The sequence below is a fragment of the Sinomonas atrocyanea genome (assembly GCF_030812675.1).
GTDB lineage: Bacteria > Actinomycetota > Actinomycetes > Actinomycetales > Micrococcaceae > Sinomonas > Sinomonas atrocyanea_B.
The window spans coordinates 689,270-705,773 of the sequence record NZ_JAUSTE010000001.1 but is presented as its reverse complement, the minus strand read 5'-3'; the positions used below and the strand labels follow the sequence as shown (position 1 = coordinate 705,773).

Genomic DNA, 16,504 nt, shown 5'->3' with positions numbered 1-16,504 from the left:
CGTCTGTCAGGCGCTCACGGCGGGCCTGTGCCGGGCGCGTGCGAGCCGGCGCAGCCAGTAGTAGGACGCCTTGGGGGTCCGCTCGAGGGTGGCGAAGTCCGTGTGCACGAGGCCGAACCGCTGTGTGTAGCCGGCTGCCCACTCGAAGTTGTCCATGAGCGTCCACACGTACCAGCCCCGCAGGTCGACCCCCTCGGCAGGGCCGCCCGGCTCCACGGCGGCGAGCGCCGCCTCGAGGTGCGAGGCGAGGTAGGCGATCCGCTCGTCGTCGTACACCATGCCGTCCGCCTGGGCGGGCTCCGGGAAGCTCGCCCCGCTCTCCGTGATGTAGATCGGCGGCAGCGCGTCGCCATAGCGCTTCTTGAGCTCGGACAGGACCACCCCGCAGTACTTCGGGGAGATGGGCCACCCGAAGCCGGTGCTCGCATACTCGGGGAAGTCCGCAAGGTGGAACGGCACCTTGGTCATGGCCTTGGTCGGCTTCACGCCCTCGGGGGTGGGCCCGGGCCCGGAGCGGATGCGCGCGGGGTAGTAGTAGTTCACCCCGTAGAAGTCGAGCGGCTGGTGGATCGTGGCGAGGTCCTCCGGGCGCGGGTCGCGCAGCGCGTGGAAGAACCGCCGCGCGAGGAAGGGCGGCTTGGGGTACCGGCCCAGGAGGATCGGGTCTGCGTAGAGGCGGTTGACCATGAGGTCGACGACGCGGGCGTGGATCCAGTCCAGCGGATTGGCCCCTGCCGGGTGCACGGGGGCGTGCATGTTCGTGACCCCGATCGTGCCCTGGGCGCCCGAGGCGCGGAGGGCCTGGACGGACATGCCGTGGGCGAGGAGCTGGTGGTGTACCGCGGGCATGGCGTCGAACAGGAGCTGCTTGCCCGGTGCGTGGATGCCGACTGCGTAGCCGTTCAGGGTCACGGACACCGGCTCGTTGAGCGTCACCCACCGGTCCACGCGGTCGCCGAAGCGGCGCCCGGCCTCTGCGGCGAAGGCCCCGCACCGTTCGGCGGTCTCGCGGCTCAGCCACCCGCCGTCGTGCTCGAGGGGGAGGGGTGTGTCCCAGTGGTAGAGGGTGGCCATCGGGGACAGGCCGGCGGCGAGCATGTCGTCGATGAGGCGGTCGTAGAAGTCCCAGCCCTTCTCGTTCCAGGCCCCGCGCCCGTCCGGCTGCACGCGGGGCCACGCGATCGAGAAGCGGTAGGAGTCCACGCCGAGGTCGGTCAGGAGCTCGAGGTCCTCGTGGCTGCGGTGGTAGTGGTCGCACGCGACGGCGGGGGAGTCCCCGTGGGCGATCATGCCCGGCCGGGCCGCGAACTCGTCCCAGCCGGACGGGCCGCGGCCGTCCTCGTCGAGCGCGCCCTCGATCTGGAACGCCGCCGTGGCCACTCCGAGGGTGAAGCCGTCCGGGATGCGCCCGGCCAGGGCCTCGACGGCCGAGGCGGCAGGGCCGAGCGCAGCTGTGGGACCATGGTCGGGGCCGGGTGCCGGGGACTGGTCCGCTGGGAGCATGGGACTATGATCCTCAGCACAGTCCCCGAGGGCAATGGGGTGCCGCCCGCCGGGCGCGTGCGCTCGATTGGCGCATGGCGCAGATCTCTGGCAGACTAGATGAGTTGTTCAAGCGCTCCTTCGTGTCCCGATCCGGATAATGCCGGGTGCAGGGTCCAGGCTGGAGACCAAATATGACCCACCTTCGCGAAAGAGGCTAGGGGACCGTGCGCGCCAGTGGCGCGACACGCCCGACCGCGGGGGTCGGAGAGGCCGGCTGTCTGAGGAACCCGGGTCACCGGATTCAGGCAGTGCTGCCGGTGGTGGTCGTGACCTTGAATGCTTCGGCAGCCACAGCCAACAGAACAGTGCAGTGCTAAGACGACGAAAGCGAGTCAGGCGATATGGCGGGACAGAAGATCCGCATCCGGCTGAAGTCGTATGACCACGAGGTCATCGATACTTCGGCTCGGAAGATCGTTGAGACGGTCACGCGCGCAGGCGCAACGGTGGTGGGCCCCGTCCCGCTCCCCACGGAGAAGAACGTGTACTGCGTCATCCGCTCTCCGCACAAGTACAAGGACAGCCGCGAGCACTTTGAGATGCGCACGCACAAGCGGCTGATCGACATCATCGACCCGACGCCCAAGGCTGTCGACTCGCTCATGCGTCTCGACCTGCCGGCAGACGTCAACATCGAAATCAAGCTCTAAGAGGGAGGTGCTGAGAGAACTATGACCGCAACCCGCAATGTGAAGGGCCTGCTGGGCACGAAGCTCGGCATGACCCAGGTCTGGGACGAGAACAACAAGCTCATCCCCGTCACTGTCGTTAAGGCCGACGCCAACGTCGTCACCCAGCTCCGCAACGCCGAGACCGATGGCTACACCGCCGTCCAGATCGGCTACGGCCAGATTGACCCGCGCAAGGTCAACAAGCCGCTCACCGGCCACTTCGAGAAGGCCGGCGTGACCCCGCGCCGCCACCTCGTCGAGGTCCGCACCGCCGACGCCGAGTCCTACGAGCTGGGCCAGGAGCTCTCCGTGGAGACCTTCGAGGCCGGCCAGAAGATCGACATCGTCGGCACCACCAAGGGCAAGGGCTTCGCCGGTGTCATGAAGCGTCACGGCTTCTCCGGCGTCGGTGCCTCCCACGGTGCCCACAAGAACCACCGCAAGCCCGGTTCCATCGGTGCCTGCGCCACCCCGGGCCGCGTCTTCAAGGGCCTCCGCATGGCCGGTCGCATGGGCAACGTTCGCCAGACGACCATGAACCTCACCGTCCACGCCGTGGATGCCGAGAACTCGCTGCTCCTCATCAAGGGCGCCCTCCCCGGCGCCCGCGGCTCGGTCGTCCTCGTCCGCACCGCCGTGAAGGGAGCCTGAACTCATGGCTAACGCAACTGTCAAGGTCGATCTCCCCGCCGAGATCTTCGACGTCCAGACGAACGTCCCGCTGCTGCACCAGGTCGTCGTCGCCCAGCTGGCCGCTGCACGCCAGGGCACGCACAAGGTGAAGAGCCGCGGTGAGGTCTCCGGCGCCGGGCGCAAGCCGTTCAAGCAGAAGGGCACCGGCCGCGCCCGCCAGGGCTCGATCCGCGCCCCGCACATGACCGGCGGCGGTGTCGTCCACGGTCCCGTGCCGCGTGACTACAGCCAGCGCACCCCCAAGAAGATGAAGGCTGCTGCCCTCCGCGGCGCCCTCTCGGACCGGGCCCGCAACGGCCGCATCCACGTCGTCGAGTCCCTCGTCTCCGGTGAGAAGCCGAGCACGAAGGGCGCCATGGAGACCCTGCGCGCCCTCTCCGAGCGGAAGAACCTGCTCGTCGTCCTCGACCGCGCCGACGAGCTGGGGGCCCTCTCGGTCCGCAACCTCACCGAGGTGCACGCGATCTACGCCGACCAGCTGAACACGTACGACGTTCTCGTCTCCGACGACGTGGTCTTCACGAAGCCTGCGTTCGACGCGTTCGTGGCGTCCAAGTCCAAGAATGAGGAGGGCTCCAAGTGAGCGCATCCAGCTACAAGGACCCGCGCGACGTCATCTTCGCGCCGGTCGTCTCCGAGAAGAGCTACGGGCTGATCGACGAGGGCAAGTACACCTTCCTGGTGGACCCGCGCTCGAACAAGACCGAGATCAAGATCGCGATCGAGCGCATCTTCTCGGTCAAGGTCGACTCGATCAACACGCTCAACCGCCCGGGCAAGCGCAAGCGCACCAAGTTCGGCTGGGGCGAGCGCAAGAGCACCAAGCGTGCCATCGTCACTCTCAAGGACGGCAGCACGATCGACATCTTCGGCGGTCCGCTCGCCTGAGCGGAGACCACTTTAACGAGGAACAGGTAAATGGCAATCCGTAACTACAAGCCGACCACCCCGGGCCGTCGCGGCTCGAGCGTGGCCGACTTCGCAGAGATCACGCGCTCGACGCCGGAGAAGTCCCTGGTTCGTCCCCTCCCCAAGAAGGGCGGCCGCAACAACTCCGGCAAGATCACCACGCGCCACAAGGGTGGTGGGCACAAGCGCCAGTACCGTCTGATCGACTTCCGTCGTCACGACAAGGACGGCGTCAACGCCAAGGTCGCGCACATCGAGTACGACCCGAACCGCACCGCGCGCATCGCGCTGCTGCACTTCGTGGACGGCACCAAGCGCTACATCATCGCGCCGAACAAGCTCTCCCAGGGCGACATCGTCGAGTCCGGTCCGGACGCCGACATCAAGCCCGGCAACAACCTGCCGCTGCGGAACATCCCGGTGGGTACGGTCATCCACGCCGTCGAGCTCCGCCCCGGTGGCGGCGCGAAGATGGCCCGCTCGGCCGGTGCCTCCGTCCAGCTGGTGGCGAAGGAGGGCAAGTACGCCCAGCTCCGCCTCCCCTCGGGCGAGGTCCGCAACGTCGACGTCCGCTGCCGCGCGACGGTCGGCGAGGTCGGCAACGCCGAGCAGTCCAACATCAACTGGGGCAAGGCCGGCCGCATGCGCTGGAAGGGCGTCCGCCCGACCGTCCGCGGTGTCGCCATGAACCCGGTCGACCACCCGCACGGTGGTGGTGAGGGCAAGACCTCCGGTGGCCGTCACCCCGTCAACCCGAACGGCAAGCCCGAGGGCCGCACCCGCCGCCCCAACAAGGCGAGCGACAAGCTCATCGTCCGTCGTCGTCGTACTGGCAAGAACAAGCGATAGGAGCCTGGACACATGCCACGCAGCCTGAAGAAGGGTCCTTTCGTTGACCAGCACCTCTTTGTGAAGGTCGCCAGGGAAAACGAGAAGGGCACCAAGAACGTCATCAAGACCTGGTCCCGCCGCTCGATGATCGTCCCCGACATGCTCGGGCACACGATCGCCGTGCACGACGGACGCAAGCACATCCCGGTCTTCGTCACCGAGTCGATGGTCGGGCACAAGCTCGGCGAATTCGCCCCGACGCGGACTTTCCGCGGCCACGTGAAGGACGACAAGAAGGGCAAGCGCCGCTGATACCTGCCGCAAGGCAGCAGCAGCGCTGAGCTCTGAGAAAGAGAAGGAAAGCAATGGAAGCCAAGGCAATTGCGCGTCACATCCGCGTAACGCCGATGAAGGCCCGGCGCGTCGTCAACCTTGTTCGTGGCAAGCAGGCGAATGAGGCTCTGGCGATCCTGAAGTTCGCCCAGCAGGCGGCTTCGGAGCCGGTGTACAAGGTCCTCGCGTCCGCGGTGGCCAACGCCCGTGTCCTCGCCGACCGCGACGGCGTCGCGTTCGACGAGAGCGACCTCTACATCTCTGAGGCGTTCGTCGACGAGGGTCCGACCATGAAGCGGTTCCAGCCGCGTGCCCAGGGCCGCGCGTACCGCATCAAGAAGCGCACCAGCCACATCACCGTGGTCGTCGCGACGCCCGAGAACGAGGAGGTCCGGTAAATGGGACAGAAGGTCAACCCCCACGGGTTCCGACTCGGCATCACCACCGACCACGTCTCGCACTGGTTTGCCGACAGCAACAAGCCCGGTCAGCGCTACAAGGACTTCGTCCGTGAGGACGTCAAGATCCGCCAGCTCATGACCAACGGAATGGAGCGCGCCGGCATCGCCAAGGTCGAGATCGAGCGCACCCGTGACCGCGTCCGCGTGGACATCCACACGGCGCGTCCGGGCATCGTGATCGGCCGCCGCGGCGCCGAGGCCGACCGCATCCGCGGCGAGCTCGAGAAGCTCACCGGCAAGCAGGTCCAGCTGAACATCCTCGAGGTGAAGAACCCCGAGGTCGAGGCGCAGCTGGTGGCCCAGGGTGTCGCGGAGCAGCTCTCGAGCCGTGTCGCGTTCCGCCGTGCCATGAAGAAGGCCATGCAGTCGGCGCAGCGCGCCGGTGCCAAGGGCATCCGCATCGCCTGCTCGGGCCGTCTCGGCGGCGCCGAGATGTCCCGCTCGGAGTTCTACCGCGAGGGCCGTGTGCCGCTGCACACGCTCCGCGCGAACATCGACTACGGCTTCTACGAGGCCAAGACCACCTTCGGCCGCATCGGCGTGAAGGTCTGGATCTACAAGGGCGATGTGACCTCCAAGGAGCTGGCTGCCCAGGCTGCCGCCGCTCCGTCCCGTGGTCGTGGTGACCGCGGCGACCGTGCGGGCCGCCCCGGTGGCGAGCGCCGCCGTCGTCCGTCTGGCGACCGCCAGCCGCAGGCCGCCCCCGCGGCCGCCGAGGCACCTGCTGCCCCTGCAGCAGAAGCAGTCGCTGCTCCGGCAGCAGAAGGAGGAGAGGCTTAAATGCTTATCCCGCGTCGTGTGAAGCACCGCAAGCAGCACCACCCGGGTCGCTCGGGCGCTGCCACCGGTGGCACCAAGGTCACCTTCGGCGAGTACGGCATCCAGGCCCTCACGCCGGCGTACGTGACCAACCGTCAGATCGAGTCCGCTCGTATCGCCATGACCCGTCACATCAAGCGTGGCGGCAAGGTCTGGATCAACATCTACCCGGACCGCCCGCTGACCAAGAAGCCTGCCGAGACCCGCATGGGTTCCGGTAAGGGTTCGCCGGAGTGGTGGATCGCCAACGTCAAGCCCGGCCGCGTGCTCTTCGAGCTCTCCGGTGTCTCTGACGAGGTGGCGCGCGAGGCCCTGCGCCTCGCCATCCACAAGCTCCCGTTGAAGGCGCGCATCGTGCGCCGCGAAGGTGGTGAATGAGAATGGCAGTCGGTTCGAAGGACATGACGGCTGAGAAGCTCGACCAGCTGGACAACGAGCGCCTCTTCGAGGAGCTCAAGAAGGCCAAGGAAGAGCTGTTCAACCTGCGCTTCCAGTCGGCCACCGGCCAGCTCGAGAACCACGGCCGCCTCCGCGCGGTCAAGAAGGACATCGCCCGCATCTACACGATCCTGCGCGAGCGCGAGCTCGGCATCCGTGCCGAGGCCGCCCCCGTGGTCGCGGAGACGAAGGACACGAAGAAGGCGGCTAAGAAGGCTGCCAAGGCCGAGCCGGCCGAGGCTGCCGAGGAGGACGCCAAGTGAGCGAAGAGAAGAACCTGACGGAGAACACCGTCGAGCAGCGCGGCCACCGCAAGACGGCGCGCGGCTACGTCGTGTCCGACAAGATGGACAAGACGATCGTGGTCGAGGTCGAGGACCGCGTGAAGCACTCGCTGTACGGCAAGGTCATCCGCCGCACCGAGAAGCGCAAGGCCCACGACGAGAACAACACCGCCGGCATCGGCGACCTCGTTCTCATCGCGGAGACCCGTCCGCTGTCCGCCACCAAGCGGTGGCGCCTCGTCGAGATCCTCGAGAAGGCCAAGTAACCACCTGGTCCCTCGCGGTTCCCGCACCCGCACTGACGGCCCGTCCCCTTCCGAGGGGGCGGGCCGCCGCCGTTGGCGGGTTGGGCGGGACGCACGACGGCGGCCGGTCGCCGCGCGCTGCCAGGCCGCCGTTCGCGGCGGACGGGTCCGGCCCCAAGTGCCCCTTCGCACGGGGGTCCCCGACAGTTCCCCTCTCGCCGTACAGTCCTCCTTGCTCGGACTTGGAGGCGGGAAGCGCACTTCTCGCCGTGGTCATGGGCTGAGCGTGCACTTCCCGAGGGCGGAGCCTGCGCATCATGAGGACTTCACGGAGACCACTGGACTTCGGGAGCACGCGCTGGGTTCCCCACACGCGCCCAGCCCTCGTCCTCCACGGGGGGTAGGCACGGCGTGTCGCCCACATGGGCAGGGCCAGGCGCCGATAGGCCCAGGGCAGCAACCAGCATGGGTCCATGAGCGCACCCGGACAGGCCTCGGACACGGCCATCCTCGATCTGCTGGCCCGGGACTCGGATCCTCGGAGGGCCTTCGCCGTCGGTGATCTCGTGAGGGTTCGCCGGGGCTGCTACTACCCGACGGATGCCTGGCTGGCCCTGACCGATGGCGAACGCTTCCAGCTCGCCGTGGCAGCCCACGCCTGGACCCATCCAGACACGGTGTTCTGCGGCGAGACGGCGCTCTTCCTCAGGGGCCTCCCGGTCGTCAAGGTGCCTCCGACCATCGACGTCGCGACCCCGTCGACCACGCGCCTGGGGGTCAGGCCGCCGTCGTTCGCGGTCCGGGGGACGGCGGAACGCTCGGTTCGCGCCCTCGGATCGGCGCCTCCGCCTCTCCGGCGCCACTTCCACGCGACGGTCACACCGCAGGAGGTCCGCGGCTGCCTCGCGGTGCCCCTCGCGGAGGCACTCGTCGAGACGATGGTGCACGCCAAGTTCGCCCGCGCGCTCACGGTGGCCGACGGCGTGCTGCGCCTTGACGCTGCGGCGCCCCTGCTCGACCGCGAGCCTGTCCTCGAGGCCATCGCTGCACTGCGGTATGCCACCCATCGGCGGCGCTGCGAGGCCATTGCGTCGCTCGCGCGGGCTGGAGCCGAGTCGCCCGGCGAGTCGGTGAGCCGGGCGCTCATGCTGCGGTTCGGCTTTCCCGAGCCGGTGCTGCAGTGCGAGTACGCGGACGGCCAGGGGCGCCTCGGCAGGACGGACTTCACCTGGCGGTCCGGGCCGCAGGCCACCCCGACGCCCTCCGGCAAGGAGCGGGTAGGGGAGTTCGACGGCTGGGGCAAGTACTTCGACTCCGGGCTCACCGGTGGCGAAGACCCGGTCGCGGTGGTCAAGAGGGAGAAGAGGCGCGAGAACAGGCTCCTCGCGCTGGGCCATCCGGTGCTGCGCTGGACGTGGGCGGAGCTTGAGCAGCCGGCTAGGTTCCGCTCGATGCTCCTCAGCGCCGGGCTGCAGGCCTCCCGGAGTGCGGCTTTCGCGCTGTAGTCCACGCGACGCTGGCTCCGCAGCCCTCGAAGTTCCGATTCAGCCCCCGCCCAAGGCGAGAAGTGCACTTCTCGCCGTGAAGTCCGCGCAAGGTGGACTTCACGGCGAAACGTGGACTGCGGGACTGTGGGGACGGCCCGGGCCCGCGCCCACCCGGGGGATTCGGGCTGGACACCGGCGCCGTGCTACGATATTGAGCTTGTACGGCTGGCTTCGCCATGCCGTCAAGAACCTCGTGAACCACCGTGCCACCGCATAATGCCCTTCTGCCGAAGGGGAGCGCCCCGGCGCTGCCCTCGGGCGGGAAGGGGACACATGCGCGCGGCACGGCGATTCAGGCCCGTTCTGGCCACATCCAGGCGGGTCGAGAGACGCCCCATCAACCGTTCCGCAAGGCTCGTCCTGCAGCAGGACCGCAGGTGCGAGAACCAGCGAGACGTTAGGAGTAGAAGTGATTCAGCAGGAGTCGCGGCTCAAGGTCGCCGACAACACGGGTGCGAAGGAAATCCTCACCATCCGCGTTCTCGGTGGATCGGGTCGCCGCTACGCAGGCATCGGCGACGTCATCGTCGCCACCGTCAAGGACGCGATCCCTGGCGGCAACGTTAAGAAGGGCGACGTGGTCAAGGCCGTCATCGTCCGCACCAAGAAGGAGCGCCGCCGCGCGGACGGCTCCTACATCAAGTTCGATGAGAACGCGGCAGTCATCCTCAAGAACGACGGGGATCCCCGTGGCACCCGTATCTTCGGCCCGGTCGGCCGCGAGCTGCGCGACAAGAAGTTCATGAAGATCGTCTCGCTGGCTCCGGAGGTGCTCTGACTCATGGCCGCAAAGATCAAGAAGGGCGACCTCGTCCAGGTCATCACCGGCACCAAGCAGGACAAGGGCGGTGACAAGGGGAAGCAGGGCAAGGTCCTGAAGGTCTTCCGCGAGGACAACCGCGTCCTGGTTGAGGGCATCAACCGCGTGACCAAGCACACGAAGGTGGGCCAGTCCCAGCGCGGTACCAAGACCGGCGGCATCGAGCAGGTCGAGGCCCCGATCCACATCTCGAACGTGGCCCTCGTGGACCCCGAGACCAAGAAGCCCACCAGGGTCGGCTTCCGCCTCGAGACCGTGGAGAAGGACGGCGTGCAGAAGACCGTCCGCATCCGCTACTCCAAGGCCACCGGGAAGGACATCTGATGACTGAGACTGTCGAGACTCCGGTCAAGGTCGTTCCTCGCCTCAAGGCGAAGTACGCGGAGACCATCAAGCAGGCCCTCCTCGAGGAGTTCAAGTACGAGAACGTGAACCAGGTCCCGCGCCTGGTCAAGGTTGTCGTCAACATGGGCGTCGGCGACGCCGCGAAGGACTCCAAGCTCATCGAGGGCGCTGTGCGCGACCTGACCCTCATCACGGGCCAGAAGCCGCAGGTCACCAAGGCCCGCAAGTCGATCGCCCAGTTCAAGCTGCGTGAGGGCATGCCCATCGGCGCCTTCACGACGCTCCGCGGCGACCGCATGTGGGAATTCGTGGACCGCCTCGTCTCCCTCGCGCTGCCCCGTATCCGCGACTTCCGCGGCCTCTCGGGCAAGCAGTTCGACGGCAACGGCAACTACACGTTCGGCCTCACCGAGCAGGTCATGTTCCACGAGATCGATCAGGACAAGATCGACCGCCTCCGTGGCATGGACATCACGGTTGTCACCACCGCGAAGACCGATGACGAGGGCCGTGCGCTTCTGAAGCACCTCGGCTTCCCGTTCAAGACCGAAGACTGAATCGCTACGTGACAGGTCCGCATCGGGCGCAGCCCGGCACGGAAACCGGCACGAGGAAGGGCATGAGCCCACAATGACTATGACTGATCCCGTCGCAGACATGCTTACGCGTCTGCGCAACGCCAACGCGGCCTACCACGACGACGTCACGATGCCGTCGTCGAAGCTGAAGGTTCGCGTGGCCGACATCCTGAAGGCCGAGGGCTACATCGCCGGCTGGAAGGAAGAGGACGCCGAGGTCGGCAAGAAGCTGACCCTCACGCTCAAGTTCGGTCCGAACCGCGAGCGCTCCATCGCGGGTGTCCGCCGCATCTCCAAGCCGGGCCTCCGCGTGTACGCGAAGTCCACGAACCTCCCGCACGTCCTGGGCGGCCTCGGCATCGCCATCCTGTCTACCTCTTCTGGGCTCCTGACCGACCGTCAGGCCTCCAAGAAGGGCGTGGGCGGCGAAGTCCTCGCATACGTCTGGTAAGGGAAGGAAGAAGAAGATATGTCCCGCATTGGACGTCTCCCCATCACCGTCCCGTCCGGCGTTGAGGTCAAGATCGACGGACCCGTCGTGACCGTGAAGGGCGCCAAGGGCGAGCTGGTTCACACTGTGGCCAGCCCGATCGAGGTCGCTCTCGACGACACCACCCTCTCGGTGACCCGTCCGAACGACGAGCGCCTCTCGCGCTCGCTCCACGGCCTGACCCGCACGCTCCTGTTCAACATGATCGAGGGCGTGACCAAGGGCTACGAGAAGAAGCTCGAAATCGTCGGCACCGGCTACCGCGTGCAGGCCAAGGGCTCGGACCTCGAGTTCGCGCTCGGCTTCTCCCACCCGGTGAACATCACTGCCCCCGAGGGCATCACGTTCGCCGTCGAGGGGCCGACCAAGTTCTCGGTCTCCGGCATCGACAAGCAGCAGGTCGGTGAGGTGGCAGCCAACATCCGCAAGCTGCGCAAGCCCGACCCGTACAAGGGCAAGGGCATCCGCTACGCCGGCGAGGTTGTCCGCCGCAAGGTCGGAAAGGCTGGTAAGTAACCATGGCTCTGGGCATCAACAAGAAGCGCGCCGCCAAGTCCAAGCAGCAGGCTCGGTCCCGTCGCCACTTCCGCCTCCGCAAGAAGGTCGTCGGCTCTGCCGAGCGTCCCCGTCTGGTCGTGAACCGCTCCTCGCGGCACGTGTTCGTCCAGGTTGTCGACGACAGCAAGGGCGTCACCCTGGTCTCCGCCTCCACGCTCGAGGCCGACCTCCGCTCGTTCGAGGGTGACAAGACCGCCAAGGCCAAGCGCGTCGGCGAGCTCATCGCCGAGCGTGCGAAGGCTGCGGGCATCGAGGCCGTCGTGTTCGACCGTGGTGGCAACAAGTACCACGGCCGCGTGGCTGCGATCGCGGACGGCGCACGTGAAGGTGGGCTGGCCCTGTGACCGCTGAGAACAACGAGAAGGTTAACGTGACCGAGCAGAATGCAACCGAGGCTGCCGGCTCCGCTCCCGCCACCGAGGACCGCCGCGGCGGTCGTCGTGGCGAGGGCCGCGGCCAGGGTCGTGGCGATCGCGGTGGCCGTGGCGGCCGCGACAGCCGCGACGCCGAGAAGAGCCAGTTCATCGAGCGCGTGGTGACCATCAACCGCGTCGCCAAGGTCGTCAAGGGCGGCCGTCGCTTCAGCTTCACCGCCCTCGTGGTGGTGGGTGACGGCAACGGCATGGTCGGCGTCGGCTACGGCAAGGCCAAGGAGGTCCCCGCGGCCATCGCCAAGGGTGTGGAGGAGGCCAAGAAGTCCTTCTTCCGCGTCCCGCGCGTCGGCACCACCGTCCCGCACCTCGTGCAGGGCGAGGCCGCCGCTGGTGTGGTCATGCTCCGTCCGGCTGCCCCGGGTACCGGTGTGATCGCCGGTGGTCCGGTGCGCGCCGTGCTCGAGTGCGTCGGCATCCACGACGTGCTGTCGAAGTCCCTCGGGTCCTCGAACGCCATCAACATCGTCCACGCGACGGTGGAGGCGCTCAAGAGCCTCGAGGAGCCGCAGTCCGTGGCTGCCCGCCGTGGCCTGCCCCTGGACGAGGTTGCTCCGGCTGCACTCGTGCGGAACCTCCAGAACACGAAGGCAGGTGCATGAGTCATGGCGAAGAACCTGGCTCCCTCCGACGCCACGTTGGAGATCACTCAGATCAAGGGCGTCATCGGCGCCAAGCAGAACCACCGCGAGACGCTGCGTTCGCTCGGCCTCAAGCGGATCGGCCACACGGTCACCCGCAAGGCCGACGCCGTGACCGTGGGCATGATCAACACGGTTCCGCACCTCGTGAAGGTTGAGGAGGCGAAGTAATGGCAGAGAAGGCCACGGAGCAGAGCTCCGAGAAGAACACGGCCCTCAAGGTCCACCACCTGCGTCCGGCCATCGGCGCCAAGACCGCGAAGACCCGTGTGGGTCGCGGTGAGGGCTCCAAGGGCAAGACCGCCGGCCGTGGCACCAAGGGCACGAAGGCCCGCTACCAGGTCAAGGCCGGCTTCGCGGGCGGGCAGCTTCCGCTGCACATGCGCCTGCCGAAGCTCCGCGGCTTCAAGAACCCGTTCCGCGTCGAGTTCCAGGTCGTGAACCTGGACCGCATCTCGGAGCTGTTCCCCGAGGGCGGCAGCATCGCGGTCGAGGATCTGGTGGCCAAGGGCGCCGTTCGCAAGAACGAGCCGGTCAAGGTCCTCGGTTCCGGCGACATCACCGTCAAGGTCGATGTCACGGCGCACGCCTTCTCGGCTTCGGCCGAGGAGAAGATCGCCGCAGCCGGCGGCTCCACGACCGTTCTCTGAGACGTGACGGAGCGCGGCTGACGCCGTGAAGCGCAAGGCCCCGGCCGGCGTCGTGATTAACGCACGACGCCGGCCGGGGCCCCTCGCGTTAAGGCGCGGCGAGCGTGCGGGGGGACACGCGCGCCGGCCGGGGCCCCTCGCGTTAAGGCGCGGCCCACGTGCGGGGAGCCCGCACGACGCCGCCCGCACCCCGCGCGCCCACCGCACCGACGGTGCCGCTCGGCGCAGGGGAGCGCGGCCAATTATCGGCTCGGCGGCGGCTGCCGCTAGAATCAAGAGCTGGACCTCAGACTCCGGAGCACTGACCCGTGTCTCGGAGCGTCGACTCTACATTCCTCGACACGGGGGAGGAGAAGCGTGCTTTCTGCGATCGGCCGGGCCTTCCGGACGCCCGACCTGCGGCGCAAGCTGCTGTTCACGCTGGGCATCATCGCTATTTTCCGGCTCGGGGCGTTCATTCCGTCTCCGGGCGTGAACTACCAGAACGTCAAGGCCTGCCTCTCTCCGGGTGTGAGCGGCCAGCAGACGGGCATCTACCAGATGCTGAACCTGTTCAGCGGCGGTGCGCTGCTGCAGGTCTCGATCTTCGCCCTCGGCATCATGCCCTACATCACGGCGAGCATCATCGTGCAGCTGCTGCGCGTGGTCATCCCGCGGTTCCAGGAGCTCTACGACGAGGGCCAGGCCGGCCAGACCAAGCTCACCCAGTACACGCGGTACCTGACGATCGCGCTGGGCCTGCTGAACGCGACCACGCTCGTCTCGCTCGTGCGCTCCGGCCAGCTGTTCCCGAACTGCCAGCTGCAGATCATCCCGGACACGTCCATCATCGCGACGATCCTCGTGGTCATCACCCTGACCGCCGGCACCGGCCTCATCATGTGGCTCGGCGAGCTCGTGACCGAGAAGGGGATCGGCAACGGCATGTCGCTGCTGATCTTCACGTCCATCGCGGCGCAGTTCCCGGCCTCGCTGGGCGCGATCTGGACCTCGAAGGGCCCGGGCACATTCTTCATTGTCCTGGTGGTCGGCCTGATCACCATGGCGCTGGTCATCTTCGTCGAGCAGTCCCAGCGCCGGATCCCGGTCCAGTACGCCAAGCGCATGATCGGCCGCCGCACGGTGGGCGGCACGAGCACCTACATCCCGATCAAGGTCAACATGGCGGGCGTCATCCCGGTCATCTTCGCCTCGTCGATGCTGTACCTCCCCGCGCTCATCGCGCAGTTCAACACCCCGCACGACGGCTCGGCTCCGGCCGGCTGGGTCGAGTGGATCAACAACAACCTCACCCGCGGGGACCATCCGGTCTACATGGTCATCTACTTTGTGATGATCGTGTTCTTCACCTACTTCTACGTCGCGATCACCTTCAACCCTGAAGAGGTCTCCGACAACATGAAGAAGTACGGCGGGTTCATCCCCGGCATCCGTGCCGGACGGCCCACTGCGGACTACCTGCAGTACGTACTCTCGCGCATCACGCTGCCGGGCGCCCTGTACCTCGGCATCGTGGCTCTGATCCCGCTCATCGCCCTCGTGCTCGTCAATGCCAACCAGAACTTCCCGTTCGGTGGCACCTCGATCCTGATCGTGGTGGGCGTGGGCCTGGAGACGGTCAAGCAGATCGATGCGCAGCTCCAACAGCGACACTACGAAGGACTATTGCGATGACGAGAATGCTCCTTATTGGCCCTCCCGGTTCCGGCAAGGGTACCCAGGCGGAACGAATCTCGGACCGCCTCGGTATCGTCGCGATCTCCACGGGCGACATCTTCCGCTACAACGTCAAGGAGCAGACCCCGCTCGGCGTCGAGGCGAAGAAGTACATGGACGCCGGCGACTTCGTCCCCGACTCGGTGACGAACAAGATGGTCCGCGAGCGCCTCACCGAGGACGACGCGGCGAACGGATTCCTCCTGGACGGGTACCCGCGCACCGTCGCGCAGGTCGAGTACCTCGACGGCATCCTGGCGGAGAAGGGCCAGTCGCTCGACGTCGTGCTCCAGCTCACCGCGGACGACGACGAGCTGGTCGCCCGCCTCCTGAACCGCGCCAAGGAGACGGGCCGCAGCGACGACACCGAGGACGTGATCCGTCACCGCCTCGAGCTCTACCACACGCAGACCGAGGCCGTCGTGTCCCAGTACGCTGACCGCGGCACGTTGACCAAGGTCGACGGCATCGGGGCCATCGACGAGGTCACCGAGCGGGTCCTGGCGGCGATCGAGTCCGTCAAGTCCGCCTCGTAGGCGATTTCAGCAGTACGACGCGCGGCGCCGTCCGGTGGGCATCCTCCGGGCGGCGCCGCACGCACTTTGTGAGGAAGGGGCCCAGCGTGGGCAGCCAGCGGAAGATCGAGTACAAGAACAACGGGCAGCTGCGGGTGATGGCGGAGGCCGGGGTGCTGCTGAGCCGCGCGCTCGACGCCGCCGTGGCCGCCGTGGCGCCCGGAATGACGACTGACGAGCTCGACGCCGCGTTCGCCGAGGTGGTCGACGCGGCGGGCGCCCAGTACAACTTCCTCGGCTACTACGGCTATCCCAAGCACATCTGCGTCTCCGTCAACGACGAGGTGGTGCACGGGATCCCGGGACCGCGCCGGCTGGCGGAGGGGGACGTCCTCTCAATCGACGGCGGCTGCATTGTGCGCGGCTGGAACGCCGACTCGGCGCGCACGGTGATCGTGGGGGAGGGCGACCCCGAGGACGTGCGCCTGTCCGAGGTGACGCGGGCGGCCATGTGGGCGGGCATCGCGGCCTTCGCCCGGGCCTCCTACGTGGGCGAGATCGGCGACGCGATCGACGACTTCGTCTCCGCCCAGGAGGGCGCCCCGCTGGGCATCCTCGAGGACTACGTGGGCCACGGCATCGGCTCCGCGATGCACATGGCCCCGGACGTGCTCAACTACCGCACGGGCCACCGTGGGGCGAAGATCAAGGCGGGGATGGCCCTCGCCATCGAGCCCATGCTCGTGCGCGGCTCGATCGACACCAAGACGCTGGACGACGAGTGGACGGTCGTCACGACCGACGGCTCGCGCGCGTCGCAGTGGGAGCACTCCGTGGCCCGCCACAGTGCGGGCATCTGGGTGCTCACCGCCCCCGACGGCGGGGCCTCCGAGCTCGCTCCCCTCGGCGTCACGCCGGTGCCGATCCCGGCCTGACGCCCTCTGGCCCCCGGCGAGGACCCCGCTGGGCTCTGCTCCGGGACCG

General features: G+C 67.6%; 25 protein-coding genes. 24 read left to right on the top strand and 1 reads right to left on the bottom strand.

All coding sequences use genetic code 11. From position 1 onward, the window contains the following. Window positions 1-6: 6 nt before the first annotated feature. On the bottom strand, window positions 7-1,503 hold the full coding sequence (locus J2W20_RS03325) for a GH1 family beta-glucosidase (protein ID WP_307004521.1): 1,497 nt from the start codon (window positions 1,501-1,503) through the stop codon (window positions 7-9). A 383-nt stretch (window positions 1,504-1,886) separates the two neighbouring features. Here J2W20_RS03325 and rpsJ point away from each other — a divergent pair, with 383 nt between their 5' ends. From rpsJ to map, 24 genes are all read left to right on the top strand, one after another. After that, window positions 1,887-2,195, top strand: a complete 309-nt coding sequence (rpsJ, locus tag J2W20_RS03320; protein ID WP_043119398.1) for a 30S ribosomal protein S10 — start codon at window positions 1,887-1,889, stop codon at window positions 2,193-2,195. A gap of 21 nt (window positions 2,196-2,216) precedes the next feature. Then, complete coding sequence (gene rplC / locus J2W20_RS03315) at window positions 2,217-2,867, top strand: 50S ribosomal protein L3 (RefSeq protein ID WP_307004519.1); 651 nt, start codon at window positions 2,217-2,219, stop codon at window positions 2,865-2,867. Window positions 2,868-2,871: 4 nt separating this feature from the next. Further along, complete coding sequence (gene rplD, locus J2W20_RS03310; RefSeq protein ID WP_307004517.1) at window positions 2,872-3,492, top strand: 50S ribosomal protein L4; 621 nt, start codon at window positions 2,872-2,874, stop codon at window positions 3,490-3,492. Next, window positions 3,489-3,797, top strand: a complete 309-nt coding sequence (rplW, locus tag J2W20_RS03305; RefSeq protein ID WP_066499543.1) for a 50S ribosomal protein L23 — start codon at window positions 3,489-3,491, stop codon at window positions 3,795-3,797. The genes rplD and rplW overlap by 4 nt, the downstream gene beginning before the upstream one ends. Before the next feature lie 30 nt (window positions 3,798-3,827). Further along, complete coding sequence (gene rplB, locus J2W20_RS03300; protein WP_307004514.1) at window positions 3,828-4,667, top strand: 50S ribosomal protein L2; 840 nt, start codon at window positions 3,828-3,830, stop codon at window positions 4,665-4,667. A gap of 12 nt (window positions 4,668-4,679) precedes the next feature. Then, the gene (gene rpsS, locus J2W20_RS03295) at window positions 4,680-4,961 is read left to right on the top strand and encodes a 30S ribosomal protein S19 (protein ID WP_066499535.1); all 282 of its coding nucleotides are present in this window, start codon (window positions 4,680-4,682) and stop codon (window positions 4,959-4,961) included. A 53-nt stretch (window positions 4,962-5,014) separates the two neighbouring features. Further along, window positions 5,015-5,380, top strand: coding sequence for a 50S ribosomal protein L22 (gene rplV, locus J2W20_RS03290; protein WP_066499533.1), 366 nt, complete (start codon window positions 5,015-5,017; stop codon window positions 5,378-5,380). Continuing rightward, window positions 5,381-6,223 (top strand): 30S ribosomal protein S3, encoded by an 843-nt coding sequence (gene rpsC / locus J2W20_RS03285; RefSeq protein WP_307004511.1) that lies wholly within the window; start codon window positions 5,381-5,383, stop codon window positions 6,221-6,223. Further along, window positions 6,224-6,640 carry a 50S ribosomal protein L16 gene (rplP, locus tag J2W20_RS03280; RefSeq protein WP_189693031.1) on the top strand — a complete coding sequence of 139 codons (417 nt, stop codon included), beginning with the start codon at window positions 6,224-6,226 and terminating at the stop codon, window positions 6,638-6,640. Between the two features lie 2 nt (window positions 6,641-6,642). Then, window positions 6,643-6,963: a 50S ribosomal protein L29 gene (rpmC, locus tag J2W20_RS03275; protein WP_066499519.1), complete on the top strand. Its 321-nt coding sequence runs from the start codon at window positions 6,643-6,645 to the stop codon at window positions 6,961-6,963. Next, a complete protein-coding gene (rpsQ, locus tag J2W20_RS03270; RefSeq protein ID WP_307004509.1) occupies window positions 6,960-7,250 on the top strand; it encodes a 30S ribosomal protein S17 in 291 nt (96 codons plus the stop codon). The genes rpmC and rpsQ overlap by 4 nt, the downstream gene beginning before the upstream one ends. A gap of 452 nt (window positions 7,251-7,702) precedes the next feature. Next, a complete protein-coding gene (locus J2W20_RS03265; protein WP_307004507.1) occupies window positions 7,703-8,734 on the top strand; it encodes a hypothetical protein in 1,032 nt (343 codons plus the stop codon). Between the two features lie 451 nt (window positions 8,735-9,185). Next, window positions 9,186-9,554 carry a 50S ribosomal protein L14 gene (gene rplN / locus J2W20_RS03260; RefSeq protein WP_003803789.1) on the top strand — a complete coding sequence of 123 codons (369 nt, stop codon included), beginning with the start codon at window positions 9,186-9,188 and terminating at the stop codon, window positions 9,552-9,554. A gap of 3 nt (window positions 9,555-9,557) precedes the next feature. Beyond that, window positions 9,558-9,920, top strand: a complete 363-nt coding sequence (gene rplX / locus J2W20_RS03255; protein ID WP_307004505.1) for a 50S ribosomal protein L24 — start codon at window positions 9,558-9,560, stop codon at window positions 9,918-9,920. Continuing rightward, window positions 9,920-10,498 (top strand): 50S ribosomal protein L5, encoded by a 579-nt coding sequence (rplE, locus tag J2W20_RS03250; RefSeq protein WP_307004503.1) that lies wholly within the window; start codon window positions 9,920-9,922, stop codon window positions 10,496-10,498. Before rplX ends, rplE begins: the two co-directional genes overlap by 1 nt. Window positions 10,499-10,571: 73 nt before the next feature. Beyond that, on the top strand, window positions 10,572-10,970 hold the full coding sequence (gene rpsH, locus J2W20_RS03245) for a 30S ribosomal protein S8 (protein WP_066499502.1): 399 nt from the start codon (window positions 10,572-10,574) through the stop codon (window positions 10,968-10,970). A gap of 18 nt (window positions 10,971-10,988) precedes the next feature. Beyond that, window positions 10,989-11,525: a 50S ribosomal protein L6 gene (gene rplF, locus J2W20_RS03240; protein WP_307004501.1), complete on the top strand. Its 537-nt coding sequence runs from the start codon at window positions 10,989-10,991 to the stop codon at window positions 11,523-11,525. 2 nt (window positions 11,526-11,527) lie between these two features. Next, a complete protein-coding gene (rplR, locus tag J2W20_RS03235; protein WP_066499495.1) occupies window positions 11,528-11,911 on the top strand; it encodes a 50S ribosomal protein L18 in 384 nt (127 codons plus the stop codon). A gap of 26 nt (window positions 11,912-11,937) precedes the next feature. Continuing rightward, window positions 11,938-12,600, top strand: a complete 663-nt coding sequence (gene rpsE, locus J2W20_RS03230; RefSeq protein ID WP_307004499.1) for a 30S ribosomal protein S5 — start codon at window positions 11,938-11,940, stop codon at window positions 12,598-12,600. A gap of 3 nt (window positions 12,601-12,603) precedes the next feature. Further along, window positions 12,604-12,810, top strand: coding sequence for a 50S ribosomal protein L30 (rpmD, locus tag J2W20_RS03225; protein ID WP_189693040.1), 207 nt, complete (start codon window positions 12,604-12,606; stop codon window positions 12,808-12,810). Then, on the top strand, window positions 12,810-13,289 hold the full coding sequence (gene rplO, locus J2W20_RS03220; protein WP_307004498.1) for a 50S ribosomal protein L15: 480 nt from the start codon (window positions 12,810-12,812) through the stop codon (window positions 13,287-13,289). The genes rpmD and rplO overlap by 1 nt, the downstream gene beginning before the upstream one ends. A 357-nt stretch (window positions 13,290-13,646) precedes the next feature. Beyond that, window positions 13,647-14,963 carry a preprotein translocase subunit SecY gene (secY, locus tag J2W20_RS03215; RefSeq protein WP_307004495.1) on the top strand — a complete coding sequence of 439 codons (1,317 nt, stop codon included), beginning with the start codon at window positions 13,647-13,649 and terminating at the stop codon, window positions 14,961-14,963. A 5-nt stretch (window positions 14,964-14,968) separates the two neighbouring features. After that, window positions 14,969-15,541, top strand: a complete 573-nt coding sequence (locus tag J2W20_RS03210) for an adenylate kinase (RefSeq protein WP_307004725.1) — start codon at window positions 14,969-14,971, stop codon at window positions 15,539-15,541. A gap of 86 nt (window positions 15,542-15,627) precedes the next feature. Then, a complete protein-coding gene (map, locus tag J2W20_RS03205; RefSeq protein ID WP_307004494.1) occupies window positions 15,628-16,455 on the top strand; it encodes a type I methionyl aminopeptidase in 828 nt (275 codons plus the stop codon). The last annotated feature ends 49 nt before the right edge of the window (window positions 16,456-16,504 follow it).